Here is a 25741-nt window from a genome sequence, read left to right as displayed (position 1 = left end):
TACGGCGGGATGAAATCGGCCGCCGAACGCGTTGGTGTCTTCCGGTAGAGCAGGTCGAACGGAAGGCACCGGCGTGGCAACGCAACGGGGATGGGCCAGGCGCCTGGCGGATTACGCCTGGCGGTATCCGAAGGACGTCGTCCTGGCCCTCGGCTCGTCCCTCGCCGGCATGGCCGTCCTGGCCGTCGTCCCGCTGATCACCAAGGTGATCATCGACGACGTGATCGGCACCCGCACCCGCGCCATGGCCCCCTGGGCCGGCGCCCTCGTCGGCGCGGCCCTCCTCGTCTACGCCCTGACCTACATCCGCCGCTTCTACGGCGGCCGGCTCGCCCTGGACGTCCAGCACGACCTGCGGACCGAGATGTACGGCACGATCACCCGGCTCGACGGCCGCCGCCAGGACGAGCTGTCCACCGGGCAGGTCGTCGGCCGCGCCACCAGCGACCTCCAGCTGATCCAGGGCCTGCTCTTCATGCTCCCGATGACCATCGGGAACGTCCTGCTCTTCCTGATCTCCCTGGTGATCATGGCGTGGCTGTCGCTGCCGCTGACCCTGATCGCCCTGGCCGTCGCGCCCGCCCTCGGCTGGATCGCCCGGCACAGCCGCAGCAGGCTGCACCCCGCCACCTGGTACGCCCAGGCCCAGGCCGCCGCCGTGGCCGGCGTGGTCGACGGCGCGGTGAGCGGTGTCCGCGTGGTGAAGGGCTTCGGACAGGAGGACCAGGAGACGAACAAGCTGCGCGAGGTCGGCCGCCGGCTCTTCGCGGCCCGCCTGCGCACCATACGGCTGAACAGCAGGTACACCCCGGCCCTCCAGGCCGTACCGGCGCTCGGCCAGGTCGCCATGCTGGCCCTCGGCGGCTGGCTGGCCGTGCGCGGCCACATCACGCTCGGCACCTTCGTCGCCTTCTCCACCTACCTGGCCCAGCTCGTGGGACCGGTCCGGATGCTCGCCATGGTCCTCACGGTCGGCCAGCAGGCCCGGGCCGGCACCGAACGCGTCCTGGAGCTGATCGACACCGAGCCCTCCCTGAGGGACGGCACCAAGACCCTCCCCGCCGACGCGCCCGCGACCGTCGAGTTCGACGACGTGACCTTCGGCTACGACCACGAGCGCCCCGTGCTGCAAGGGCTCAGCTTCGAGATCCGGCCCGGCGAGACCCTCGCCGTCGTCGGCTCCTCCGGCTCCGGCAAGTCCACCCTCTCCCTGCTCCTGCCGCGCTTCTACGACGTCACCCACGGCGCCGTCCTCGTCGGCGGCCACGACGTGCGCGAGCTGACCCTCGACTCGCTGCGGGCCGCCATCGGCCTCGTCCCGGAGGATTCGTTCCTCTTCTCCGACACCGTCCGCAACAACATCGCCTACGGCCGCCCCGACGCCACCCGGGAGGAGATCGAGGCCGCCGCCCGCGCCGCCCAGGCGGACCGTTTCATCAGGGAGCTGCCCGACGGCTACGACACCACGGTCGGCGAGCAGGGCCTGACCCTCTCCGGCGGCCAGCGCCAGCGCGTCGCGCTCGCCCGCGCCCTGCTCACCGACCCCCGCCTGCTGGTCCTGGACGACGCCACCTCGGCCGTGGACGCCCGGGTCGAGCACGAGATCCACGAGGCGCTGGGGCACGTGATGCGGGGCCGTACGACCCTGCTCATCGCCCACCGCCGCTCCACCCTGAACCTCGCCGACCGCATCGCCGTCCTCGACGGCGGCCGGCTCGCCGACGTCGGCACCCACGAGGAACTCCAGGAGCGATCCGCCCTCTACCGCCGGCTGCTCACCGACCCCGACGAGCTGGGCGGGGTCTCCCCGGGCCACGCCCCCCAGGCCGAGCCCCGGGAGGACACCTCCGTCCGGGACGAGCTGGACGCCGAGTTCGACGCCGAGCGCGGGGTGACCCCCCGGCTGTGGACGGGCGCCCGCGGACCGAAGGACGCCGGGGACGCGGCCCTGTCCGGCACCCCGGCCGGCCCGGAGCTGCTCGCCCAGGTGGAGGCGCTGCCCCCGGCCACCGACACCCCGGACATCGACGAGGGCCGCGCGGTCCTGCCCGAGGACTCCTACGGTCTGCGCCGCCTGCTGCGCGGCTTCGGGGCGCCCCTGCTGGTCAGCCTGCTGCTGGTCGCCGTGGACGCGGGCGCGGGCCTGCTGCTGCCGGTGCTGATCCGGCACGGCATCGACTCGGGCGTGACGAGGATGGCCATCGGCGCGGTCTGGGCGGCGGCCCTGCTCGGCCTGCTGACCGTGCTCGTGCAGTGGGCCGCGCAGATCGGCGAGACCCGGATGACCGGCCGTACCGGCGAGCGGGTGCTGTACGCGCTGCGGCTGAAGATCTTCGCGCAGCTCCAGCGGCTCGGCCTGGACTACTACGAGCGCGAGCTGACCGGCCGGATCATGACCCGGATGACGACGGACGTCGACGCGCTCTCCACGTTCCTGCAGACCGGCCTGGTCACCGCGTTCGTCTCGGTCGTCACCTTCTTCGGCATCATGGTCGCCCTGCTGGTGCTCGACCTCCGGCTCGCCCTGGTCGTCTTCGCCACCCTGCCCCCGCTGGTCGTGGCCACCTTCTTCTTCCGCCGGGTGAGCGTGAAGGCGTACGAACTGGCCCGCGAGCGGGTCTCCACGGTGAACGCCGACCTCCAGGAGACCGTGGCCGGGCTGCGGATCGTGCAGGCCTTCCGGCGCGAACGGGACGGCGGACGCCGGTTCGCCGAGCGCAGCGACGACTACCGGCGCGCCCGTATCCGCGGCCAGTGGCTGATATCGGTCTACTTCCCGTTCGTGCAGCTGCTGTCCTCGGTCGCCGCGGCGGCCGTGCTGATCGCGGGCGCGGGCCGGGTGGAGGCGGCCACGCTGACGACGGGCGCCCTGGTGGCCTACCTCCTCTACATCGACCTGTTCTTCGCGCCGGTACAGCAGCTCTCCCAGGTCTTCGACGGCTACCAGCAGGCCACGGTCTCGCTGGGCCGCATCCAGGAGCTGCTGCGCGAGCCGACGTCCACCCGGTCCGCCGACGCACCCCTCGACGTGCTCTCCCTGCGCGGGGACATCGCCTTCGAGGGCGTGCACTTCGCGTACGGCGACGAGGAGGAGGCGTTGTCCGGCATCGACCTGACGATCCCGGCCGGGCAGACCGTCGCGTTCGTCGGCGAGACGGGCGCCGGCAAGTCGACCCTGGTCAAGCTGGTCGCGCGGTTCTACGATCCGACCGCCGGGCGGGTCACCGCCGACGGCACGGACCTGCGCGCCCTGGACCTCACCGCCTACCGGCACCGGCTCGGGGTCGTGCCCCAGGAGGCGTACCTCTTCCCGGGCACGATCCGCGACGCCATCGCCTACGGCCGCCCCGACGCCACCGACGCCGAGGTGGAGGCGGCGGCCCGGGCGGTCGGCGCGCACGAGATGATCGCCACCCTGGAGGGCGGCTACCTGCACGAGGTCGCCGAGCGGGGCCGCAACCTCTCCGCCGGGCAGCGCCAGCTGATCGCGCTGGCCCGCGCCGAGCTGGTCGACCCGGACATCCTGCTGCTGGACGAGGCCACGGCCGCCCTGGACCTGGCCACCGAGGCCCAGGTCAACCAGGCCACCGACCGGCTGGCGGGCCGCCGTACCACGCTGGTCGTCGCGCACCGGCTCACCACCGCGGCCCGCGCGGACCGGGTGGTGGTGATGGACCGCGGCCGGGTCGCGGAGGACGGCACCCACGAGGAGCTGCTGGCCGGCGGCGGCCGGTACGCCGAGCTGTGGCGGACCTTCGTCGGCCGGTCCGAGCCGGAGGAGCCGGTCGGCGCGTCCCGCTGAGGGCCCCGGCTGAAGTGTGTCGCTGACGGTCGTGCAACCATCCGATACACCCGTGCGTCCGTACATCAGTACGGGCTACGGGGGAGCGTGTCCGCATACGGGGAGGACGAGAGTGGACAGTGGTGCGATAGGCCGGCGACTGCGCAGGCGACTGGTGCTCGGCGCGGCCGTGCTGGCCGTGTCCGGGGCGTTCACGCTCACGGCGACGGGGGCCGCACAGGCGGCCGGGCCGGCCGGTGACTGCGCCGGACGGGAGGTGAAGACCCTGCCGTTCAGAACCGGGGCCGTCCACGTCTACGAGCGCAACGGCTACGTCTGCGCCGTCACCGTGGCCAAGGACCCCGGCGCCGCCCGGACCATGTCGGTCAGCGTGCAGGCCCGCGGCAACCGGCCCGTCGTCGACAGCGGCCGCTTCCGCTATCACGCCGGCCCGGTCACCGTGCACGCCGGCCACCGCTGCGTCTGGTTCAGGGGTGCCGTGGGCCGGTACTCGGTCAGCTCCGGCTGGTCCCTGTGCTGAGCGGTGTGACCGCGGGTCAGTAGGTCAGCCCGTACCCGATCGGGTACAGCACCCGGGCCGGGTCGTCGGCCCGCTGGACCGGCACCGGCAGCTTCCCGCGCGGCCTCACCCGGCCCGCCAGCACCCGTGCGGCGGCACGCAGCTCCACGTCCGTCCAGCAGTAGGTGGCCACGCAGGCCGGGACGGAGGGCAGCTGGGCGATGTCGTACGGGTTGCGGACGGCCACCGCGACCACCGGCCTGCCGGTGCCCAGCAGGCGGTCCACCAGGGTGCGCTGGCCGCTGGACGCGGTCACGTTGTAGGTGGCCACGACCACCGCGTCCGCGTCCCGGGCCGCGGCCACCGCCCTGTCGACGTCCGCCGCGCCGGGCGCGGTGCCGGTGGGCAGGGCCGTGGCGGTGAAGCCCAGCTCGGTGAGGGCGGCGGCCAGGACACCGGTGGGGGGCCCGGTGGTGCCGGACGGGGAGGCCGGGTCGGCGCCGACGACCAGGAGCCTGCGCTGCCGGCGGCGGTCGAGGGGCAGGGTGCCGTCCTCGTTGACCAGCAGGGTGGTGGTGCGTTCGGCCATGCGGTCCGCCCTCGCCAGGTGGGACCTGGTGCCCACCGTGCCGTCGAGGGCCGCCGGGTCGGCCCAGGGATCGTCGAGGAGTCCGCGCCGGGCCTTCAGCCGCAGGATGCGCAGGACCGACTCGTCCAGCCGGGCCTCGGTCAGCTCGCCCTCCCGCACCGCCTTCAGCACCGCGTTCCAGGCCACCTGAAGCGACGGCGGGTTGAGCAGCTGGTCCACACCGGCCTTCAGCGCGAGCACCGGCACCCGGTCGTCGCCGTACTTGGTGCGCACGCCCTGCATGCCGAGGGCGTCGGTGATCACGACCCCGTCGTAGCCGAGTTCCCCGCGCAGGATGCCGGTGACGATCGGGTGCGAGAGGGTCGCCGGGTCGCCGGAGTCGTCCAGGGCCGGGAACTGGATGTGCGCGGTCATGACCGAGTCGACGCCCGCCCGGATCGCGGCCCGGAACGGCACCGCGTCCAGCCGCTCCCACAGCTCCCGGCTGTGCGTGATGACCGGGAAGCCGTAGTGGCTGTCGACGGCGGTGTCCCCGTGGCCCGGGAAGTGCTTGACGGTCGCCGCGACCCCGGCCGCCTGATAGCCCCCCACCTCGGCGGCGACCAGCTCGGCGACCGCGTCCGGGTCGGCGCCGAAGGAGCGCACGCCGATCACCGGGTTGGCCGGGTTGACGTTCACGTCCGCGTCGGGGGAGTAGTCCTGGTTGATGCCCATCGCGCGCAGCTCGGCGCCCGAGATCCGGCCGAGGGCGCGCGCGTCGGAGTGGGAGCCGCCCGCGCCGATCGCCATGGCACCGGGGAAGAGCGTGGCGGGCGCGCCGACCCGGCACACCGCCCCGTGCTCCTGGTCGGTGGCGATGAGCACCGGCAGACCGCGCGGCTGGTCCAGCGAGGCCCGCTGGATGCCGTTGGACAGGTCGGCGATCTGGTGCGGGTCCCGGGTGTTGTGCGCCCAGGTGAAGTAGATGATGCCGCCGACGCGGTACTTCGCGACCAGCTCGGCGGCGGTGCGTACGCCGATCTCCTGGAGGTTGGCGTCGATGTCGGCCTGGTCGGGGGCGGTGGCGGAGTGGCCGTAGACCCGCATCACGAACAGCTGGCCGACCTTCTCCTCCAGGGACATGCGGGAGATCAGGGCGCGCAGCCGGCGCTCCCCGGAGGCGGCGTGGGCGGTCGCCGGTACCGTCAGCGCGGCGGTGAGGCCCGCGGTGGCGGCGAGGACGGCACGTCTGGACGGCCGTACGGTGTTTCCCTTGCCTGCCGTGCTGGTGTCGTGCACGTGCGCTCCTTCCAGAGGAGAACCGCTGAAGGAAACTTCCGAGGAGTCACCAATATCCGGGAAGTTTCTTTCCGTCAAGGGAATGCACAGTAACCAGGAAGCGCCCGCGACCCCCGCATTCCCGGGGCGCGTCCGGCACCCGGGCACTCACGCCTCGTCCCGGGAAGACGGGGGAGGTGCGCAGCGGTCGTACGTCCATCCGCAAGCGGACGAGGCTCATGAGCGCGGGCGGGCGCACGGCCCCGGCGGCGTGATCACCTGGGGTGATTAGCCGCGGTCCCGTGCGGCCGCCATCGGAATTCCCCGTGCGGGGCTCCGGTCAGGCCGCCTCTCCCAGCAGCCGCGCCAGGTGCTCGCGGCCGGCGCCGAGCAGGCCCGGAAGCGGGGCGGCCCCCTCGTACCAGCGCTTCTCGTACTCCCAGCACAGCCAGCCGTCCCAGCCCTGCCGGGTCAGCACGTCCACGCACTCGGTGAGCGGCAGCACCCCCGCGCCGAGCGGCAGCGGGGTGGTGTCCTCGGCCGAGGCGATGTCCTTGACCTGGACGTAGCCCAGGTGCGGGGCGAGGGCCGCGTACGTCTCCGACGGCTGCTCACCGCCCAGCCACGTGTGCATCACGTCCCACAGGGCGCCCACCTGCCGGTGTCCGACCGGGCCGAGGACGCGAATCGCGTCGGCGCCCGTGGGGTGCGAGTCGTGGGTCTCCAGCAGGATCCGCACGCCCAGCGCGGAGGCGTCCTCGGCGGCGGTGCCGAGCCGCCGGGCGGCGATCGCCTCCGACTCCTCGCGGGGCCGGTCCGGATCCGCGCCGGGGAAGACCCGGACGAAGGGCGCACCCAGGTCGGCGGCGAGGCGGAGCAGGTCCCGGATCTCCGCCAGCACCGGCGCGTCCTCGCCGGGGGCGGCGACCCGCGCGTACCCGGCGACGCCGAGCACCTCGACGCCGGCGCTCCGGAAGAGGGCCGCGGTCTCGGCGCGTTCGGCGGGCGCCAGGCCCGGGTGCACCGGCTCCTCGGGGTGGGCGCGCAGTTCGACGCCGTGGTAGCCGTGGGTGGTCGCCAGCCCGATGACCTCCGGGACGGGCAGGCCGGGAACACCGAGGGTGGAGAACGCCAACTTCATGGTCACGGACCTACTCGCTCCTCGCTGCTCGCTTCTTCCCCCGCACCCCAGGAGTTACCGGACTCGGCGTCTCCTACACCTGCCGGGCCGGCCGGTACACGTTCACCTGCGCACCGGTCTTCGCGGGGGTCGACGACACCAGCTCCCAGGTCCGCTTGCCGCCGTCCGCCGGGAAGACCGACTTGCCGCCGCCGAGCAGCACCGGCATGACCACGAGCTGCAACTCGTCCACCAGGCCGGCCGCGATCAGCGCCCGCACCAGCGTGGGGCTGCCCATGATCGCCAGATCCCCGCCCTCGGCGGCCCGCAGCTCCCGCACCTCGTCCAGGGCCCGGGCACCCGGGATCCGTACGGTGTTCTCCCAGCTCGCCTCGTCGTCCCCGAGGGTGTCGGACACGACGTACTTGCGCATCGAATTGAGCCGGTCGGCGAAGGGGTCCCCGGCCCGCTCGGGCCACGCGGCGGCCATCGTCAGATACGTCCGCCGCCCGTACAGCAGCGCCTCGGCCCGCTCCAGGCCCGCGGCGAACGCCCCGCCGATCACCTCGGGATCGAAGAACGGGTGCGACCATCCCCCGTGCGCGAACCCCCCGTCCGTGTCCTCCTGCGCGCCACCCGGCGCCTGCACGACTCCGTCAAGACTGATGAACTCGGTAACGACGACACGCATGGGTTCGCTCCTCGGCTCGTGTGGGTTGCTGACGACGATGAAGACACCCGGCGGCGGGAGAACTCATCGGCCACCGGGAAGACGGCGCGACGGCCACCCCGGGCCCCGCCCCCTCACCCCCGCGGCGCCCCCGAGGATCCCCGGACCATCAACTCGCCCCGGACCGAGGCGATGTTCCCGGGGGGCGGTTCCTCCCGGCCCATGGCGATGCGGCCGGCCCGGGCTCCCGCCTCCGACAGGGGGAGGCGGACCGTCGTGAGGGACGGGACCGCGTCGATGCTGAACGGCAGGTCGTCGAAGCCGGCCACCGAGACGTCCTCGGGGATGCGCAGGCCGGACTCGCGCAGGGCGGCGCACGCGCCGAGCGCGACGGAGTCGTTCGCGGCGACGATCGCCGTCAGGGAGGGGTCCCGGCGCAGCAGTTCCAGCGTGGCCTCGTGACCGGACCGGCGGTCGTAGCGGCCGTGGACGGTCCAGCGCGGGTCCTCCTGGATGCCCGCCGCGAGGAGGGCGTCGCGGTGGCCCTCCAGCCGGTGCCGGGTGGTGGTGCGTTCCTCGGGGCCGGCGATGTATCCGAGCCGGCGGTGGCCGAGGCCGATCAGGTGGTCGGTCAGCTCGCGGGCGCCGCCCCGGTTGTCGAAGGTGAGCGCGACGGCCTCGGTGTCCGGTGCCGGCGGGCGCCCGCACAGCACCACCCGGGTGCCGGCCTCCGCGAGCCTGCGCAGCTTCCCGGCGACCGCCGCCGCGTGCGGCGCGTCCTCCACGGCCCCGCCGGTCAGCACCACGGCCGCGGCCCGCTGCCGCTGGAGCAGGGTGAGATAGGTCAGTTCGCGCTCGGGGGAGCCGCCGGTGTTGCAGACGACCGCCAGCCGCTCGCCGCCCGCGCGGCCGCCCGGCCCGCCGATCTCGGCCTGGATCGCGCTCGCCATGATCCCGAAGAACGGGTCGGCGATGTCGTTGACGAGGATGCCGACCAGGTCGGAGGTGGCCGCGGCGAGCGCGCTGGCGGGACCGTTGAGGACGTAGTCCAGCTCGTCCACCGCCCGCAGCACCCGTTCGCGCGTGGACGCGGCGACCGGGTAGTTGCCGTTGAGCACGCGCGACACCGTCGCGGGCGAGACCTGGGCGCGGGCCGCCACGTCCGCCAGGGTCACCGTCATCTCGTCGTCCTCCGGGGTCACGCGTCATGTCGTACGCCCACGTAGACAGCCGGGCACACGTCCTGGTTCCGAGCAGACCTTAAGGCGACGACCCCCGGTTGTTCGCCCCCTCGAACAACTCGAAGCGGACACGGTCTTGTACAGACCACGTCCAGAGGTTAGCTTCTCTAGGATAGAAAGCGCTTGCTAAACCTTGCCACACCGGCCCACGAAGGGGACTCACGTGACACGCAAGACGGTGCGCATCGCCATGAACGGTGTGACCGGGCGCATGGGCTACCGCCAGCACCTCGTCCGGTCGATCCTCGCCCTGCGCGAACAGGGCGGCCTCGACCTCGGCGACGGCACCGTGCTCTGGCCCGAACCCATCCTGCTCGGCCGCCGCGCACACGCCCTGCGCGAGATCGCCGACCGGCACGGCCTCGACCACGTCTCCACCGACCTGGACGCCGTCCTCGCCGACCCGGACGTCGACATCTACTTCGACGCCCAGGTCACCTCCGCCCGCGAGGAGGCCCTCACCCGGGCGATCGAGGCCGGCAAGCACGTCTACACCGAGAAGCCCACCGCCACCGGCCTCGACGGCGCCCTCGCCCTCGCCCGCCTCGCCCACGACAAGGGCGTCAGGCACGGCGTCGTCCAGGACAAGATCTTCCTGCCGGGCCTGCTGAAGCTGAAGCGGCTCGTCGACGGCGGCTTCTTCGGCCGGATCCTCTCCGTGCGCGGCGAGTTCGGCTACTGGGTCTTCGAGGGCGACTGGCAGCCCGCCCAGCGCCCCTCCTGGAACTACCGGGCCGAGGACGGCGGCGGCATCGTCGTCGACATGTTCCCGCACTGGGAGTACGTCCTGCACGAGCTGTTCGGCCGCGTGAAGTCCGTCCAGGCCCTCGCCACCACCCACATCCCCCAGCGCTGGGACGAACAGGGCAAGCCCTACGACGCCACCGCCGACGACGCCGCCTACGGCGTCTTCGAGCTGGAGGGCGGCGCGGTCGCCCAGATCAACTCCTCCTGGGCGGTCCGCGTCCACCGCGACGAACTCGTGGAGTTCCAGGTCGACGGCACCGAGGGCTCGGCCGTCGCCGGTCTGCGCCGCTGCCGCGTCCAGCACCGCAGCACCACCCCCAAGCCCGTGTGGAACCCGGACATCCCCGCCACCGAGGTCTTCCGCGACCAGTGGCAGGAGGTGCCCGACAACGCCGCGTACGACAACGGCTTCAAGGCCCAGTGGGAGCTGTTCCTCAAGCACGTGTACGCCGACGCCCCCTACCACTGGGACCTGCTGGCCGGCGCCCGCGGCGTGCAACTCGCCGAACTGGGCCTGAAGTCCTCCGCCGAGGGCCGCCGCATCGACGTACCGGAGATCGCCCTGTGACCCTCCACCTCCCCGCGGCGGACGGCACCCTGCGCGCCTACGAGCCCCGCACCGAGCCGCTCGCCTTCTCGGCCGCCACCCCGTTCACCTCCCGTACGGTCTTCGCCGCGGCCCACGTCGTCGCCGACCCGTACGCCGACGTCTCCCCCGACTCGCCCGCCGCCGTCGACTGGGACGCCACCCTCGCCTTCCGCCGCCACCTGTGGTCCCACGGGCTCGGCGTCGCCGAGGCCATGGACACCGCCCAGCGCGGGATGGGCCTGGACTGGGCGGGCGCCGCCGAGCTGATCCGGCGCAGCGCGGCCGAGGCACGCGCCGTCGGCGGCCGTATCGCCTGCGGCGTCGGCACCGACCAGCTCGCCGGGGGCGGCCCCGCGCAGATCCGGGCCGCGTACGAGGAACAGCTCGCGGTCGTGGAGGAGGCCGGCGCCCAGGCCGTCCTGATGGCGTCCCGCGCCCTGGCCGCGGCGGCGCGGGGCCCCGAGGACTACCTGGAGGTCTACGGCCATCTGCTGCGCCAGGCCGGCGAACCGGTGATCCTGCACTGGCTCGGCCCGATGTTCGACCCGGCCCTGGAGGGCTACTGGGGCTCGGCCGACCTGGACGCGGCCACCGAGACCTTCCTCGACGTCATCGCCGCGCACCCCGACAAGGTCGACGGCGTCAAGATCTCCCTGCTGGACGCGCGGCGCGAAGTCGACCTCAGACGGCGGCTGCCGCGGGGCGTGCGCTGCTACACGGGCGACGACTTCCACTACCCCGAGCTGATCGCGGGCGACGGCCAGGGCTTCAGCCACGCCCTGCTCGGCGTCTTCGACCCGCTGGGACCGCTCGCCGCCCGGGCGGTACGGGCCCTGGACACCGGGGACGTCCCGGGCTTCCGCGAACTCCTCGACCCGACCGTGCTGTTGTCCCGCCACCTGTTCCAGCCCCCCACCCGCTACTACAAGACGGGCGTGGTCCTGCTCGCCTGGCTCGCCGGCCACCAGAGCCACTTCACCATGGTCGGCGGCCACCAGTCGGCCCGCTCCCTGCCCCACCTCGCCCGCGCCTACGAACTCGCCGACTCCCTCGGTCTGTTCCCCGACCCCAAGCTGGCCGAGGAGCGGATGAAGAGCCTGCTGAGCGTCTACGGGGTGGACCGGTGAGCACGGACCTCGCGCGCTTCTCCGTCAACCAGATGACGGTCAGGCAGCTGTCCCTGCCCGAACTGGTCGACGCCTGCACCGGGTTGGGTATCGGCCGGGTCGGCCTGTGGCGGGAGCCGGTCCGGGCGTACGGCCTGGCGGCGACCGCCGAGCTGGTCCGCGACGCGGGCCTGACGGTGACGACCCTGTGCCGGGGCGGCTTCCTCACGGCGACCGACCCCGCCGAGCGTGCCGCGGCCCTCGCCGACAACCTCGCGGCCGTCGACGAGGCCGCCGCGCTCGGCACGGACACCCTCGTCCTGGTCTCCGGCGGCCTTCCTGCGGGCAGCAAGGACCTGCGCGGCGCCCGGGAACGCATCGCGGACGCCCTCGCCGTCCTCGCCCCCTACGCGGCCGACCACCGGGTACGGCTCGCCATCGAGCCCCTGCACCCCATGTACGCCGCCGACCGCTGCGTGGTCTCCACCCTCGCCCAGGCCCTGGACCTCGCCGAACGCTTCCCCGCCCACCAGGTCGGGGTGGCCGTGGACACGTACCACGTGTGGTGGGACGACCAGGCGCCCGTCCAGATCGCCCGCGCGGGCGCGGCCGGCCGGATCCACACCTTCCAGCTCGCCGACTGGACCACCCCGCTGCCCGAGGGCGTCCTCAACGGCCGCGGCCAGCTCGGCGACGGCTCGATCGACCTGCGCGAGTGGAAGGGGTACGTGGAGGCCGCCGGCTACACCGGGCCCATCGAGGTCGAGCTGTTCAACGAGGGTCTGTGGGCCGAGGACGGCCGGGAGGTCCTCGCCCGGACGGCACAGCGGTTCGTGGAGCACGTGATCCGCTAGCGGGCCGCGCGGAGGAAACCGCGGAAGCGGGTGCAACCATTCCGCCGCCCGCCGTGTCGTACCTGACGTCGGAACCACGGGGGACCCGGGGGGGGTGCGGGTTCCGGCGGGGAGGGGAGAGCGAGGGGGTGTGTCCGGGCCCGTGGGCCCGGACACACCCCCTCGGAACGTCCGCGGCGACCGGCTAGAAGAACACCCCGCAGCGCAGCAGCACGTTCGCGTACGGCCGGGCCTCCCCGGTGCGGACGACCAGCCGGGCCCCGGCCGACCGTTCCTTCAACCGCTCGTGCGGGACGAGCACCAGCTCCGGGAAGCGGTCCGCCAGCAGCCCGGCCGCCGCCGGATTCGCCGCCCGCACCTCCCGCGCCGCCGTGGCGCCCTCCACCACCAGTTCGGCCAGCAGACCGTCCAGCACCTCGGCGAACGACGGCACCCCGGCCCGGAACGCCAGGTCCACGACCCGCGGCCCCTCGGGTATCGGCATGCCCGCGTCGCAGACCAGCACCTCGTGCCCGTGGCCCAGCTCGGCCAGCGCACCGGCCAGGTGCCGGTTGAGGATCCCCGCCTTCCTCACAGCGCGTCCACCTCCGCCGCCGTCGGGTACGACTCCTGCGCGCCCCGCCTCGTCACGGCCGCCGCGCCGACCCGGGCCGCGTACGCCGCCGCCTCCACCAGCGCCGCACCCGTGCCCAGCCGCCAGGCCAGGGCCGCCGTGAACGCGTCCCCGGCACCGGTGGTGTCCACCGCGGCCACCCGCACCGACGGCACCGGGACCACCCCCGAGGCGTCGCCCACCAGCGCCCCCCGCGCGCCCAGCGTCACCACCACCGAGCGCGGGCCCTTGGCCAGCAGCAGCCGGGCCCAGTCGGCCGGGTCCTCGCTGACACAGGCGGCGCCCAGCAGCACCCGCGCCTCGTGCTCGTTCACGATCAGCGGGTCACAGGCCGCCAGCACCTGCGCCGGCACCTCCCGCGGCGGCGACGGGTTCAGCACGAAGCGGCTGCCCGGCGCCAGGTTCCGCACCACCTCCACGACCGTCTTCAGCGGGATCTCCAGCTGCGCCGACACCACCCGGGAGGCGTGGAAGAGGCTCGTCGCCGCCCGCACGTCCCCGGGCAGCAGACGGGAGTTGGCGCCCGGCGACACCACGATGCTGTTGTCACCGGAAGGGTCCACGGTGATCAGCGCCACCCCCGTCGGGGCCCCGCCCACCAGCACCCCCACCGTGTCGACCCCGGCCGCGCGCAGGGAGTCGAGCAGCAGCCGGCCGTGTCCGTCGTCGCCGACCCGCGCCAGCAGGGCCGTACCGGCACCCAGCCGGGCGGCGGCGACCGCCTGGTTGGCGCCCTTGCCGCCCGGGTGCACGGACAGGTCGCCGCCCAGCACCGTCTCGCCGGCCGCCGGCCGCCGCTCGACGTCGATCACCAGGTCGGCGTTGGCCGAGCCCACGACCAGAAGGTCGTAGTCGTACATCAGTTGACTCCCCTGAGAGAGGGCGTCGGGCGGGCGCCCCGGAGAAACCCCGGAAGGCCGCCCGCCCGTCCGTCCGTGTCAGCCGCCGAAGCCGGCCACGTTGTCCTTCGTGACCACCTTCACCGGCACCTTCACCGTCGGCTCCACCTTCTGGCCGCGGACCGCCTTCAGGGCGTTGTCCACGGCGATCCGCCCCAGCTGCGAGGGCTGCTGGGCGACGGACGCGTACAGCGTGCCGCCCTCGACCGCCTTCAGCCCGTCCGGGGTGCCGTCGAAACCGACCACCTGCACCGACCGGCCCGCCTTCGAGCCGAGCGCCTTGACCGCGCCCAGGGCCATCTCGTCGTTGGCGGCGATGACGCCCTGCACGTCCGGGTGGGCCTGCAGCAGGTTCGACATCACGTCGAGGCCCTTGGTGCGGTCGAAGTCGGCGGGCTGCTGGGCCAGCACCCGGATGCCCGGGTAGGCATTGAGGCCCCGGGCGAACCCGGCCGCCCGCTCCCGCGCCGCCGACGTGCCCGCCTGGCCCTGCAGGACGACGATCTTCCCCCTGCCGCCCAGCTTCTGCGCCAGGGTCTTCGCGGCCAGCTCGCCACCGGCGACGTTGTCCGAGGCCACCAGGGTGTCCACGGACGCCTTGTTGATACCGCGGTCGACGGCGACGACCGGGATGCCCGCCCTGTCGGCGGCCTTGACGGAGTTGCCCGCCGCGTCCGAGTCCACCGGGTTGACGATGATCGCGCCCAGCCGGGAACTGGTGAAGTTCTGCAGCTGGTTCGCCTGCTGGGAGGCGTCGTTCTGGGCGTCGGTGACGGTCAGGTCCACGCCCCGCTTCTCCGCCTCGGCCTCGGCGCCCGCCCGGATCTGCACGAAGAACGGGTTGTTCAGCGTGGACAGCGACAGACCCAGCTTCGGTTTCGCGGACGCCGGGGAACCGCCGTGCAGGAACGAGGTGGCGCCGACGACGGCCACGGTGACCACGGCGGCCAGCGCGTACGTCACCGCCTGCCGGCCCTTCGGCCCGCCCGCGCCGGCGGCCACCGGGGTCGCCCCGGCCTTGCGGCGCACGGTGTCCAGCAGCACCGCCAGCGCGATCACGACACCGATCACGACCTGCTGCCAGAACGCCGACACCGACAGCAGGTTGAGGCCGTTGCGGAGCACCGCCAGGATCAGCGCGCCGATCAGCGTGCCGGACGCCTTGCCGGTGCCGCCGGCCAGCGAGGCACCGCCGATGACGACCGCGGCGATCGCGTCCAGCTCGTAACCGTCGGCGGCCTGCGGCTGCGCCGAGGACAGCCGGGCCGCCAGCACCACGCCCGCGACGGCGGCGAAGACACCGGACAGGGCGTAGATGGCGAGCTTCTGCCGGTGCACCCGCAGGCCCGACAGCCGCGCTGCCTCCTCGTTGCCGCCGATCGCGTACATGGACCGGCCGATGTACGTCCGCCCCAGCACGAACGCGGCGAGCAGCCCCATCACCACCATGACCAGCACCGGTACCGGCAGCCAGCCGCCGAGGGTGTCCCCGAGGTGGGAGACCGAGTCCGGGAAGGCGATGGGGGAGCCCTGGGAGATCACCAGCGCCAGACCGCGGCCCACCGACAGCATGGCCAGCGTCGCGATGAACGGCGGCAGCTTGCCGTAGGCGATGAGGAAACCGTTCACCAGGCCGGCGGCGACACCCGTGGCGACCGCCGTCAGCACCGCGAGCACGACCGGCACACCGTGCTGGGTGGCGCTCCAGGCCAGCACGGTCGCCGACAGGGCGGCCACCGAGCCGACGGACAGGTCGATGCCCGCGGAGACGATCACGAACGTCACACCGAAGGCGAGGATCGCCGTCACGGCCGCCTGGACGCCGATGTTCAGCAGGTTGTCCGTCGTCAGGAAGTCGCCGGACAGCGCCGACAGGGCGATGACGAGGACGATCAGCGCGGTGAGCGCGCCGTTGTCGAGGAGCAGCCGGCGCAGGCCGCCCGGGGCGCCACCCGCGCCCGTCGTGCTCTTGAGCGTGTCAGTGGCCACGGGGGGCCTCCTTCTCGGTGGGAGTGCTGACGGCGAGGGACATCACCGCGTCCTGCGTGGCCTCCTCGGCGGAGAGTTCACCGGCGATCCGGCCCTGGGCCATGACCAGCACCCGGTCGCTCATGCCGAGCACCTCGGGCAGATCGCTGGAGATCATCAGTACGGCGGCCCCGGCGGCCGTCAGTTCGTTGACCAGCTGGTAGATCTCGACCTTGGCGCCGACGTCGATCCCGCGCGTCGGCTCGTCGAGGATCAGCACCCTGGTGTCGGCCAGCAGCCACTTGCCGATGACGACCTTCTGCTGGTTGCCGCCGGACAGGGTCCGCACCCGCTGCCCGAGGCCCGCCATCCGCACGTTCAGCCGCCCGGCGATCCGCTCGGCGGCGGCGTACTGCGCCTTGCGGTCCACGAGCCCCGCCCGGGTCGCGGCCCGCAGCGTGACCAGCCCCAGGTTCTCCTCCACGGAGGCGTCCAGCACCAGCCCCTGGCCCTTGCGGTCCTCCGGTACGAGCCCTATCCCGGCCGCCATCGCCGCGTTCACGTCGTGCCGCCTGACCCGCGTGCCGGAGACCCGCACGGTCCCGTGGTCGTACGGGTCGGCGCCGAACACCGCCCGGACGACCTCCGTCCGCCCGGCGCCCACGAGGCCCGCGATGCCGACGACCTCACCGGCGTGCACCTCGAAACTCACGTCGTGGAAGACACCGTCCCGGCCGAGCCCCTCGACGGACAGCAGCGGGGCGCCCTTCTCCGGCCGCTCCCGCGGGTACTGCTGCTCGATGGACCGCCCCACCATCAGCCGCACCAGCTCGTCCTCGGGCGTGGTAGCGGGCACCTGGCCCACGCTCCGCCCGTCCCGGATGACCGTGACCCGGTCCCCCAGGGCGGCGATCTCCTCCAGGTGATGGGTGATGAACACGACCCCCACACCGTCCGCGCGCAGCGACCGCACGATGGCGAAGAGCTTCTCCACCTCCTCCGAGGTGAGCACGGCGGTCGGCTCGTCCATGATCAGCACGCGTGCGTCGAGGCTGAGCGCCTTGGCGATCTCGACCATCTGCAGCCGCGCGATGCCCAGTTCCCGCACCCGCGCGCGGGGCGAGACGGCGACCCCGACCCGCTTCAGCAGCGTCTCGGTCTCGGCCTCCATCCGCTTCCGGTCGATCACCCCGAAGCGGCGCGGCTGCCGCCCCAGGAAGATGTTCTCGGCGACGGTCAGATCGGGCACCAGGTTGAACTCCTGGTAGATGGTGGCGATCCCGAGCCGCTCGGAGTCCTGCGCACCGTGGATGCGCACCTCCCGGCCGCCTACGAGGATCCGGCCGGTGTCGGGGGTGTAGGCCCCGGAGAGCATCTTGATCAGCGTGCTCTTGCCGGCGCCGTTCTCACCGAGCAGCACATGGACCTCACCCCGGCGCAGATCGAAGTCGACGCCGTCGAGCGCGACCACGCCGGGGAAGGTCTTGCGTATGCCCTCGATGCGCAGCAACTCGTCCGGGTTGCTCACGACGTGCTCCTTTGCACTGGGGAGGGGGTCGGTCGGGGAATGACCGGTTCACCGCACGAGCGGCGCACGACGAGCCGCGCGGGCAGCGTGACGGACGTCGGGGCACGCCCCTCGATCCGGTCGACCAGGGCGCGTACGGCGGCCCGCCCCAGCTCACCGGTGGGCTGGGCGATCGCGGTGACCGGCGGGTCGGTGTGCACGAACCAGGGGATGTCGTCGAACGCGGCCAGCGCGATGTCGTCCGGCACGCGCAGCCCGCGCGCGCGTACGGCGTCCAGCGCGCCGAGCGCCATGAGGTTGTCGGCCGCGAACACGACCTCCGGCGGCTCCGGCAGCTCCAGGAACCCCTCGGTGACCCGCCGCCCGCTCTCGGCCTGGAAGTCGCCCTGCCCGATGTAGACGTCCGGGAGGAGGAGCCCGTACTCGGCCAGGGCGGCCCGGAAGGCCTCGACGCGCTCACTGCCGGTCGTGGTGGCGGCGGGCCCGGCGATGATGGCGAGCCGCCGGTGCCCGAGCCCGTACAGGTGGGCGACGAGATCCCGTACGGCCGCGCGCCCGTCGGCCCGGACCACGGGGACGTCCAGCCCCGGGATCCACCGGTCGACGAACACCATCGGGGTCCCGGCCCGGGCCGCGTCCAGCATCAGCGGCGACCCGCCGTCGGTGGGCGACACCAGCAGCCCGTCGATCCGCCGGTCGAGCAGGTTGCGCACGTGGTGGTCCTGCAACTCCGGCCGCTCGTCGGCGTTGCCGATGATCACGCTGTACCCGAGGGCCCGCGCCTCCTCCTCGACGGACCGGGCCAGCTCGGTGAAGTAGGGGTTCAGCACGTCGCTGATGACGAGCCCGAGGGTGTGCGTCTGATCGGTCCGCAGCGACCGGGCGACGGCGTTGGGCCGGTACCCCAGCTCCGCCACGGCCCCCAGCACCCGGGCCCGCGCCTCGGCACTGACGGACGGATGCCCGTTCAGCACCCGCGACACGGTGGCCACGGACACCCCCGCCGCAGCGGCGACATCCTTGATACCCGCCATCGCCGGCGCCACCTCCTCGTGACTCGTGGAATCGATTACATCCCTGGGCTCAGGAAGGATTGGAATCGATTACACGAGGGCCGGGCAAGAGGCGGAGGGTGGCCGAAACCCAATCGTGATGGGGGCGGGACGCTGCGGGTGCGGCGGGGACGAGGCGCGCTCTGTCCGGACTGCACGGGGGCATCCCGCGGCCGCCGGCCCGGCTGGCGGCAACCGCGCCGACGTCGGCCGGCTCATGTGCGGGCGGCCCCGGGGCCGGCCCGGCACTCTGCGGATCCGCTCGTCCTCGGATGCGCGCTCATCTGCCGGCGGCGGCCCGACTCCCTACGACTCCCTACGACGACAGCATCGGAACCCAGTGATCCATCACCTCGCGCAGGCGTTGCCGGTGGTCGGCGATCCAGTCGTCCGGCGGGACGAGCGGCACCCGCACGGTGACCATGGACCCGGACTCGTCCTCGACGACCACCTCCGGGCAGCCGCGCTCGCCGTTGAGCTGGACGAAGAGGGAAGGCCCTCTGTCCCGCTCCATCCAGGCCACGTCTTCGCCGGCGTCGAGCCTGTCCAACGCGGTGGCCCAGCTCTCCAGGTCCCGGGCCGACAGCGCCAGGCCGATACGACCGGACACGAACGGCGTCTTGACGACGATCTCGGCGGCGAGCCAGGCGCTCCATCGGGAGGCGTGCCCCAGGACGTTGACGGTGACGCTGTTCCCCTCGTCATCCGCGAGGAAGACGAGTTCCCTCGAAGCGGTGCCGCCCATAGCTTTCCCTGCGTCGGTGGTGAGTGCCGAGAGATCGTCCCCCAGCCGGCAGTACGCCCGCCACCCCATTCCGTCAGGTTCTCAGCGGGCTTTCGGCTGGTGGAAGCGGGCACGCGGGAGCGCTTCGCAGGCGCACGGGCTGGGTCGGGCGGCTTGTGGCCCGGTTTCCTCGGGAAGCGCGCCCGCGCGTCCACTCCCACCACCGGCAGCCGCAAAACCGCCCCGGCGCACCCACCCCACGTCCCCTTGTCAGCTGGGCTGAGGACCCGACGCCGACCGGAAAGCGAGCGGCCCGACGGTCACGTGCTCACTCCTCGGTGAACAGCTCCGTCGCCTCGGTGGCGTGGACTGCGCGCTGGGCCCAGACCTCCAGCCGGCCGAGGTCCGTGCAGGCCAGCACCCGCTCCCGGACGTCCTCGGGCACCGGAACGCCGCGCCACTCCAGGATGCGCAGGGTCATCTCCTGGCGGTCCTGGACACGGCCCTGCTCCAGGCCCTGTTCCAAGCCCTGTTCCAAACCCTGCTCCCTGCCCTCTTCCCGTACCTGCTCGGCCAGCGGGTGTCGCCAGAAGTACTGGATCGCCGTCATCAATTCCCTCCACATCTGCTTCGCCTGGGGGTCGGCCAGGCAGGAGTCGACGAACTGCACGAAAACCGCGGCACTGTCGGGGTCGATGGTCCGCAGGGCGGATGCCAGGGGGCGGACCGCCAGCTCTCCTTTCCATCGCCGTGATCAACGAGCTACGCCGCCGCAAGTTCGCACCACACGTACTTCCCCCGGTCCCCGAACCGCGCCGACGGCTGCCAGCCCCAGTACTCCGCGCACGCCGTCACCAAGCCCAGCCCCCGGCCCTCCTCCGACTCCAGCACCTGGCCCAACGGCACCGGCGGCTCCGGCGGCGCGGGGTCCGTATCCCACGCCCCGATCCACACCAGGCCCGCCGGGGAGCGCCGTACTCGCAGCGCGGCCGGCCCCTTGGTGTGCCGTACCGCGTTCGACACCAGCTCGGTGGCCAGGAGTTCCGCCATCTCCACCAACCCCGCCAACCCGTGCAGGGTCAGGATCACGCGCAGGGTGTGACGGCAGACGGTCACGGCTCTGGGGTCGTTGGGGATGTAGAGGGTGTAGTCCCAGGGTTCGATTTCGGGCATGACTCAGCAACTCCAGTCGATGAGTGGGATTTCCGCGCGCGGTGGCATTGCCGCAGCCGACATGAACAGGACGGCGCGGTGCGCTTCCGGTGCGTATGCGATGCGTCACCGACAGTAGGGGTAACTTGTTACCCGTGACAAGCTGATCGCGTCATCCGCACCCGAAAGAGCAGGAGCAGCTCATGGTCCAGAGGCGCGAACCAACGGCACGTCAAGTGCGCCTGGGGATCGAGCTGCGCAGGCTCCGTGAGGCAGCCGGACTCACCGCCGTCCAATCGGCGGCGCTGCTCGGAATGAACAGGGCTCAGATCAGCCACATCGAATCGGGGCTTATCGGGATGAGCGAGGCTCGGCTGCGCCGGTTCGCATCCCACTACGCGTGTACGGACGATGAGTTCGTCGACGCGTTGGTCGCCATGGCCACGGACAGGACACGCGGCTGGTGGGAGGAGTACCGCGGCTTGCTGCCGACGCCCTTCCTCGACCTCTCGGAGCTGGAACACCACGCACGGTTCCTCCGGCACGTGGGCATCCTGTACGTGCCGGGGCTGTTGCAGACCGAGGACTATGCACGCGCCGTCTTCTCGTCCAGGCTGCCCGAACTGACTCCCGAAGAGCTGGAGTTGCGCATCCAGCACCGCAAGACGCGCCAGAAATTCAGCATCCCGTACGAAGCGGTGATCCATGAGGCGGCCCTCCGGATCAGAGTCAGCGACCGCGCCACCTCAAGGGCCCAGCTCACCTGGTTGGTCGAGCTCTCCGACGCGGACCACATCACCGTGCGCGTCATCCCCTTCGACCTGGACGGCTTCGCCAGGGCTTCCAGCACCATGACGTACGTCGGCGGTCCCGTGCGCAAGCTGGACACCGTGGTGCGGGACGCGCCGCACGGTTCCGTCTTCATCGACTCGGAGGCCCAACTCAACGCCTACCGAACGCGTTTCCGTAAAGTGGAGGCCGTATCGCTTGAGCCGGATCGGTCGCGCGACTTCATCCACGCGCTGGCGAAGGAGCTGTGAGGTACCCCATGGACCACCTTGCCTGGCGGAAATCGTCCTACTCCGGTGAGGGCGACGGCAACGAATGCGTGGAAGTCGCCGCCACCCCCACCCGCACAGCCGTCCGTGACTCGAAAGTCCCCGCCCGCACCCCCCTCACCTTCCCCACCCCCGCCTTCGCCGCCTTCCTCCAGTCCCTCAAGGCGCAGCCCCGGTCCTGAGCCGGTCACCCGTTGTCACACCCCGCCGGTACCGTCGGATCATGGCTCAAGAGGCGGGGACCCAGGCCGGTGAGCGGCGGCTTGCCGTGGTCGAAGGTGTGCTGGAGCGGGTCACGTATGTCAACGAGGAGAACGGCTACACCGTGGCCCGGGTCGACACGGGCAGAGGCGCCGGCGACCTCCTGACCGTGGTCGGCGCGCTGCTCGGCGCGCAGGTGGGGGAGTCCCTGCGGATGGAGGGCCGCTGGGGCTCGCACGCGCAGTACGGCAGACAGTTCCATGTCGAGAACTACACGACCGTGCTGCCCGCCACCGTCCAGGGCATCCGGCGCTATCTGGGATCCGGGCTGGTCAAGGGCATCGGGCCGGTGTTCGCCGACCGGATCACCCAGCACTTCGGGCTGGACACGCTGCGGATCATCGAGGAGGAGCCGAAGCGGCTGATCGAGGTGCCGGGGCTCGGCCCGAAGCGGACGAGGAAGATCGCCGACGCCTGGGAGGAGCAGAAGGCGATCAAGGAGGTCATGCTCTTCCTCCAGACCGTCGAGGTGTCCACGTCCATCGCCGTGCGGATCTACAAGAAGTACGGGGACGAGTCGATCTCGGTCGTGAAGGAGCAGCCGTACCGGCTCGCCGCCGACGTCTGGGGCATCGGCTTCCTGACCGCCGACAAGATCGCCCAGTCGGTCGGCATCCCGCACGACAGCCCGGCCCGGGTGAAGGCCGGCCTGCAGTACGCGCTGTCCCAGTCCGCCGACCAGGGCCACTGCTTCCTGCCCGAGGAGCGGCTGATCGCCGATGCCGTCAAGCTGCTCCAGGTCGACACCGGGCTGGTCATCGAGTGCCTGGCCGAGCTGGGCCAGACGCCGGAGGAGGGGGCCGATCCGGGGGTCGTACGGGAGAAGGTGCCCGGCCCCGACGGCGGCGAGGAGCCGGTCAGTGCCGTCTACCTGGTGCCCTTCCACCGGGCCGAGCTGTCCCTGTCCGCCCAGGTGCTGCGGCTGCTGCGCACCGGCCAGGACCGGATGCCCGGGTTCCGGGACGTGGACTGGGGCAAGGCGCTCGGATGGCTGAAATCCCGTACCGGCGTCGACCTCGCGCCCGAGCAGGAGGCGGCCGTGAAGCTCGCGCTCACCGAGAAGGTCGCCGTCCTCACCGGCGGGCCGGGGTGCGGGAAGTCGTTCACCGTGCGCTCGATCGTGGAGCTGGCCCGGGCCCGGCGGGCCAAGGTGGTGCTGGCCGCCCCGACCGGCCGGGCGGCCAAGCGGCTGGCGGAGCTGACCGGAGCGGAGGCCTCCACCGTGCACCGGCTGCTGGAGCTGAAGCCGGGCGGTGACGCGGCCTACGACCGGGACCGGCCCCTCGACGCCGACCTGGTGGTGGTGGACGAGGCGTCCATGCTGGACCTGCTGCTCGCCAACAAGCTGGTGAAGGCCGTACCGCCGGGGGCCCACCTGCTGTTCGTCGGGGACGTGGACCAGTTGCCGAGCGTGGGTGCCGGTGAGGTCCTGCGGGACCTGCTCGCCGACGGCGGTCCCGTCCCGGCCGTCCGGCTCACCCGGGTCTTCCGGCAGGCCCAGCAGTCCGGCGTCGTCACCAACGCGCACCGGATCAACGCGGGGCAGCATCCGCTCACCGACGGCCTGAAGGACTTCTTCCTGTTCGTCGAGGACGACACGGAGGCGGCCGGCCGGCTCGCCGTCGACGTGGCCGCACGGCGGATTCCGGCCAAGTTCGGCCTCGACCCGCGCCGGGACGTGCAGGTGCTCGCCCCGATGCACCGGGGGCCGGCCGGGGCGGGCGCGCTCAACGGGCTGCTCCAGCAGGCCATCACGCCCGGCCGGCCCGATGTGCCGGAGAAGCGGTTCGGCGGCCGGGTCTTCCGCGTCGGCGACAAGGTCACCCAGGTTCGCAACAATTACGAGAAGGGGAAGAACGGTGTCTTCAACGGCACCGTGGGCGTCGTCACCTCGCTCGATCCGGTCGATCAGCGCCTGACCGTGCTGACGGACGAGGATGAGGAGATTCCGTACGAATTCGACGAACTGGACGAACTGGCACACGCGTACGCGGTGACCATCCACCGCTCGCAGGGCAGTGAATATCCCGCGGTGGTGATCCCCGTCACCACCGGGGCGTGGATGATGCTCCAGCGGAACCTGCTCTACACGGCGGTGACCCGGGCCCGCCGGCTGGTCGTCCTCGTCGGCTCCCGCAGGGCGATCGGGCAGGCGGTGCGCACGGTGTCGGCCGGACGCCGCTGCACGGCCCTCGACTTCCGGCTCGGTACCGAAAATGATCGATCAAATGAGTCACGAAGGTCACAGAGCACTTCCAGAAGCCCCGCGGAGGGGGCAGGATGAGCAGGTTGGCGGCACTGAGTGCCGTCGATAGGCCCAATGGTCGACCCCGAGTGCACTCTCCTGAGCCAAATGGGGGATGGTAGAGACAGTCAGGGCACCTCGAAGATGAGGCACTACGTCGGTGAGGGAAGACGTGAGCGACAACTCTGTAGTACTGCGGTACGGCGACGGCGAGTACACCTACCCGGTGGTCGACAGCACCGTCGGCGACAAGGGCTTCGACATCGGGAAGCTCCGCGCCCAGACCGGTCTGGTGACCCTGGACAGCGGGTACGGCAACACGGCCGCCTACAAATCCGCGGTCACCTACCTCGACGGCGAGGCGGGCATCCTCCGCTACCGCGGCTACCCCATCGAGCAGCTGGCCGAGCGCTCCACCTTCCTCGAGGTGGCGTACCTGCTGATCAACGGCGAGCTGCCGACCGTCGACCAGCTCTCCACGTTCAAGAACGACATCACGCGGCACACCCTGCTGCACGAGGACGTCAAGAACTTCTACAAGGGCTTCCCGCGCGACGCCCACCCGATGGCGATGCTGTCCTCGGTCGTGTCGGCGCTGTCCACCTTCTACCAGGACAGCCACAACCCGTTCGACGAGAAGCAGCGCGACCTCTCCACGATCCGGTTGCTCGCCAAGCTCCCGACGATCGCCGCGTACGCGTACAAGAAGTCGATCGGCCACCCGTTCGTCTACCCGCGCAACGACCTCGGCTACGTCGAGAACTTCCTGCGCATGACCTTCTCGGTGCCGGCCGACGAGTACGAGCTGGACCCGGTCGTGGTCTCCGCGCTGGACAAGCTGCTGATCCTGCACGCCGACCACGAGCAGAACTGTTCGACCTCCACGGTCCGTCTGGTCGGCTCCTCGCAGGCCAACATGTTCGCGTCGATCTCGGCCGGCATCAACGCGCTGTGGGGCCCGCTGCACGGCGGCGCCAACCAGTCCGTGCTGGAGATGCTCGAAGGCATCCGCGACTCCGGTTCCGACGTCGACACCTTCATCCGCAAGGTGAAGAACAAGGAGGACGGCGTCCGCCTGATGGGCTTCGGCCACCGGGTCTACAAGAACTTCGACCCGCGCGCCAAGATCATCAAGGCCGCCGCCCACGACGTGCTCTCCGCGCTGGGCAAGTCGGACGAGCTCCTCGACATCGCCCTGAAGCTGGAGGAGCACGCGCTGTCCGACGACTACTTCGTCGAGCGCAAGCTGTACCCGAACGTCGACTTCTACACCGGCCTGATCTACCGCGCCATGGGCTTCCCGACCGAGATGTTCACGGTCCTGTTCGCCCTCGGCCGGCTCCCGGGCTGGATCGCCCAGTGGACCGAGATGATCAAGGAGCCCGGTTCCCGTATCGGGCGCCCGCGCCAGATCTACACGGGTGTGGAGCTGCGGGACTTCGTCCCGGTCGAGGAGCGCTGACACCCGGCCGGCGGGCGTGGGCGGGTGCGGGTCGGTCGGGGGCCGGTCGCGCGGTTCCCCGCGCCCCTGGGCCGGCCGCGGTCGGCCGTGCCGCCCACGCACCGCGTGGCGGCGTGGAAAAGTAGAAGGCGCCCTGAGACGCCGGTCCCCCCACGGGCCGACGACCAGGGCGCCTTCCCATGTCCCGGTGCGGATTCCCCCCACGGGATCCGGCCGGGCGCTCGGAGAGGACAGCGCCTGAATCGCTGTCTGTCGAGCACGACGAGCAGAACCCGCCGTGCTCCAGTGATGCGGTGCGGTCTGCC

Annotated in this window: 20 protein-coding genes and 1 pseudogene; 9 read left to right on the top strand and 12 right to left on the bottom strand. The window is 72.2% G+C overall.

The features are described 5' to 3' along the window. Nucleotides 1-73 precede the first annotated feature (73 nt). Together ACZ3ZD_RS14885 and ACZ3ZD_RS14880 are read left to right on the top strand one after the other, a co-directional pair. Nucleotides 74-3802, top strand: coding sequence for an ABC transporter ATP-binding protein (locus ACZ3ZD_RS14885; protein WP_467396746.1), 3729 nt, complete (start codon nucleotides 74-76; stop codon nucleotides 3800-3802). Between the two features lie 112 nt (nucleotides 3803-3914). Then, nucleotides 3915-4322, top strand: a complete 408-nt coding sequence (locus tag ACZ3ZD_RS14880; protein ID WP_467396744.1) for a hypothetical protein — start codon at nucleotides 3915-3917, stop codon at nucleotides 4320-4322. A gap of 16 nt (nucleotides 4323-4338) precedes the next feature. Here the strand turns inward: ACZ3ZD_RS14880 and ACZ3ZD_RS14875 are convergent, their stop codons facing one another. The 4 genes from ACZ3ZD_RS14875 to ACZ3ZD_RS14860 all read right to left on the bottom strand — a co-directional run bounded on the left by ACZ3ZD_RS14875 (nucleotide 4339) and on the right by ACZ3ZD_RS14860 (nucleotide 9118). After that, on the bottom strand, nucleotides 4339-6168 hold the full coding sequence (locus tag ACZ3ZD_RS14875; RefSeq protein WP_467396742.1) for a glycoside hydrolase family 3 protein: 1830 nt from the start codon (nucleotides 6166-6168) through the stop codon (nucleotides 4339-4341). Nucleotides 6169-6487: 319 nt separating this feature from the next. Further along, entirely contained in the window at nucleotides 6488-7288 is an 801-nt protein-coding gene (locus ACZ3ZD_RS14870; protein ID WP_467397197.1) for a sugar phosphate isomerase/epimerase family protein, read from the bottom strand. A gap of 73 nt (nucleotides 7289-7361) precedes the next feature. After that, nucleotides 7362-7958, bottom strand: coding sequence for a dihydrofolate reductase family protein (locus ACZ3ZD_RS14865; protein WP_467396740.1), 597 nt, complete (start codon nucleotides 7956-7958; stop codon nucleotides 7362-7364). 113 nt (nucleotides 7959-8071) lie between these two features. Next, entirely contained in the window at nucleotides 8072-9118 is a 1047-nt protein-coding gene (locus ACZ3ZD_RS14860; RefSeq protein ID WP_467397195.1) for a LacI family DNA-binding transcriptional regulator, read from the bottom strand. Nucleotides 9119-9341: 223 nt separating this feature from the next. Between ACZ3ZD_RS14860 and ACZ3ZD_RS14855 the strand changes: the two genes are divergently transcribed. Genes ACZ3ZD_RS14855 through ACZ3ZD_RS14845 form a run of 3 tightly spaced genes read left to right on the top strand, consistent with a single transcriptional unit; the run spans nucleotide 9342 to nucleotide 12474 of the window. Next, complete coding sequence (locus ACZ3ZD_RS14855; protein WP_467396738.1) at nucleotides 9342-10493, top strand: Gfo/Idh/MocA family protein; 1152 nt, start codon at nucleotides 9342-9344, stop codon at nucleotides 10491-10493. Further along, entirely contained in the window at nucleotides 10490-11641 is a 1152-nt protein-coding gene (locus ACZ3ZD_RS14850) for a dihydrodipicolinate synthase family protein (protein ID WP_467396736.1), read from the top strand. Before ACZ3ZD_RS14855 ends, ACZ3ZD_RS14850 begins: the two co-directional genes overlap by 4 nt. A gap of 32 nt (nucleotides 11642-11673) precedes the next feature. Continuing rightward, nucleotides 11674-12474: a sugar phosphate isomerase/epimerase family protein gene (locus tag ACZ3ZD_RS14845; RefSeq protein WP_467397192.1), complete on the top strand. Its 801-nt coding sequence runs from the start codon at nucleotides 11674-11676 to the stop codon at nucleotides 12472-12474. 184 nt (nucleotides 12475-12658) lie between these two features. Here the strand turns inward: ACZ3ZD_RS14845 and rbsD are convergent, their stop codons facing one another. The 8 genes and pseudogenes from rbsD to ACZ3ZD_RS14805 all read right to left on the bottom strand — a co-directional run bounded on the left by rbsD (nucleotide 12659) and on the right by ACZ3ZD_RS14805 (nucleotide 20431). Beyond that, nucleotides 12659-13048 (bottom strand): D-ribose pyranase, encoded by a 390-nt coding sequence (gene rbsD / locus ACZ3ZD_RS14840; RefSeq protein WP_467396735.1) that lies wholly within the window; start codon nucleotides 13046-13048, stop codon nucleotides 12659-12661. Beyond that, the gene (locus ACZ3ZD_RS14835) at nucleotides 13045-13947 is read right to left on the bottom strand and encodes a ribokinase (RefSeq protein ID WP_467396733.1); all 903 of its coding nucleotides are present in this window, start codon (nucleotides 13945-13947) and stop codon (nucleotides 13045-13047) included. The genes rbsD and ACZ3ZD_RS14835 overlap by 4 nt, the downstream gene beginning before the upstream one ends. Before the next feature lie 78 nt (nucleotides 13948-14025). Next, nucleotides 14026-15975, bottom strand: coding sequence for an ABC transporter permease/substrate-binding protein (locus ACZ3ZD_RS14830; protein ID WP_467396731.1), 1950 nt, complete (start codon nucleotides 15973-15975; stop codon nucleotides 14026-14028). Continuing rightward, nucleotides 15965-17482 carry a sugar ABC transporter ATP-binding protein gene (locus ACZ3ZD_RS14825; RefSeq protein WP_467396729.1) on the bottom strand — a complete coding sequence of 506 codons (1518 nt, stop codon included), beginning with the start codon at nucleotides 17480-17482 and terminating at the stop codon, nucleotides 15965-15967. The genes ACZ3ZD_RS14830 and ACZ3ZD_RS14825 overlap by 11 nt, the downstream gene beginning before the upstream one ends. Continuing rightward, entirely contained in the window at nucleotides 17479-18516 is a 1038-nt protein-coding gene (locus tag ACZ3ZD_RS14820; protein ID WP_467396727.1) for a LacI family DNA-binding transcriptional regulator, read from the bottom strand. The genes ACZ3ZD_RS14825 and ACZ3ZD_RS14820 overlap by 4 nt, the downstream gene beginning before the upstream one ends. Before the next feature lie 334 nt (nucleotides 18517-18850). After that, entirely contained in the window at nucleotides 18851-19279 is a 429-nt protein-coding gene (locus ACZ3ZD_RS14815; protein ID WP_467396725.1) for a DUF5959 family protein, read from the bottom strand. A gap of 307 nt (nucleotides 19280-19586) precedes the next feature. Next, a pseudogene (locus tag ACZ3ZD_RS14810) lies at nucleotides 19587-19976 on the bottom strand (hypothetical protein); the annotation flags it as partial. Between the two features lie 44 nt (nucleotides 19977-20020). Beyond that, nucleotides 20021-20431, bottom strand: a complete 411-nt coding sequence (locus ACZ3ZD_RS14805; RefSeq protein WP_467396723.1) for an ATP-binding protein — start codon at nucleotides 20429-20431, stop codon at nucleotides 20021-20023. Between the two features lie 182 nt (nucleotides 20432-20613). Here ACZ3ZD_RS14805 and ACZ3ZD_RS14800 point away from each other — a divergent pair, with 182 nt between their 5' ends. The 4 genes from ACZ3ZD_RS14800 to ACZ3ZD_RS14785 all read left to right on the top strand — a co-directional run bounded on the left by ACZ3ZD_RS14800 (nucleotide 20614) and on the right by ACZ3ZD_RS14785 (nucleotide 25436). Then, on the top strand, nucleotides 20614-21450 hold the full coding sequence (locus tag ACZ3ZD_RS14800) for a helix-turn-helix domain-containing protein (RefSeq protein WP_467396721.1): 837 nt from the start codon (nucleotides 20614-20616) through the stop codon (nucleotides 21448-21450). A gap of 8 nt (nucleotides 21451-21458) precedes the next feature. Beyond that, nucleotides 21459-21650 carry a DUF397 domain-containing protein gene (locus tag ACZ3ZD_RS14795; protein WP_467396720.1) on the top strand — a complete coding sequence of 64 codons (192 nt, stop codon included), beginning with the start codon at nucleotides 21459-21461 and terminating at the stop codon, nucleotides 21648-21650. Between the two features lie 41 nt (nucleotides 21651-21691). Beyond that, nucleotides 21692-24013: an SF1B family DNA helicase RecD2 gene (gene recD2, locus ACZ3ZD_RS14790; protein ID WP_467396718.1), complete on the top strand. Its 2322-nt coding sequence runs from the start codon at nucleotides 21692-21694 to the stop codon at nucleotides 24011-24013. Between the two features lie 133 nt (nucleotides 24014-24146). Then, nucleotides 24147-25436 carry a citrate synthase gene (locus ACZ3ZD_RS14785; RefSeq protein WP_467396716.1) on the top strand — a complete coding sequence of 430 codons (1290 nt, stop codon included), beginning with the start codon at nucleotides 24147-24149 and terminating at the stop codon, nucleotides 25434-25436. Nucleotides 25437-25741: the final 305 nt, after the last annotated feature.

Source organism: Streptomyces sp. NPDC023481 (assembly GCF_055560195.1).
This window is presented reverse-complemented; position numbering and strand designations above follow the sequence as displayed.

Bases quoted from the DNA above. Each gene is read 5' to 3' on its own strand.
- ACZ3ZD_RS14870 (WP_467397197.1), bottom strand. From the start codon at position 7,288: ATGAAGTTGGCGTTCTCCACCCTCGGTGTTCCCGGCCTGCCCGTCCCG.
- ACZ3ZD_RS14865 (WP_467396740.1), bottom strand. From the start codon at position 7,958: ATGCGTGTCGTCGTTACCGAGTTCATCAGTCTTGACGGAGTCGTGCAG.
- ACZ3ZD_RS14860 (WP_467397195.1), bottom strand. From the start codon at position 9,118: ATGACGGTGACCCTGGCGGACGTGGCGGCCCGCGCCCAGGTCTCGCCC.
- ACZ3ZD_RS14845 (WP_467397192.1), top strand. From the start codon at position 11,674: ATGACGGTCAGGCAGCTGTCCCTGCCCGAACTGGTCGACGCCTGCACC.
- ACZ3ZD_RS14835 (WP_467396733.1), bottom strand. From the start codon at position 13,947: ATGTACGACTACGACCTTCTGGTCGTGGGCTCGGCCAACGCCGACCTG.
- ACZ3ZD_RS14820 (WP_467396727.1), bottom strand. From the start codon at position 18,516: ATGGCGGGTATCAAGGATGTCGCCGCTGCGGCGGGGGTGTCCGTGGCC.
- ACZ3ZD_RS14815 (WP_467396725.1), bottom strand. From the start codon at position 19,279: ATGGGCGGCACCGCTTCGAGGGAACTCGTCTTCCTCGCGGATGACGAG.
- ACZ3ZD_RS14805 (WP_467396723.1), bottom strand. From the start codon at position 20,431: ATGCCCGAAATCGAACCCTGGGACTACACCCTCTACATCCCCAACGAC.
- ACZ3ZD_RS14800 (WP_467396721.1), top strand. From the start codon at position 20,614: ATGGTCCAGAGGCGCGAACCAACGGCACGTCAAGTGCGCCTGGGGATC.
- ACZ3ZD_RS14795 (WP_467396720.1), top strand. From the start codon at position 21,459: ATGGACCACCTTGCCTGGCGGAAATCGTCCTACTCCGGTGAGGGCGAC.
- recD2 (WP_467396718.1), top strand. From the start codon at position 21,692: ATGGCTCAAGAGGCGGGGACCCAGGCCGGTGAGCGGCGGCTTGCCGTG.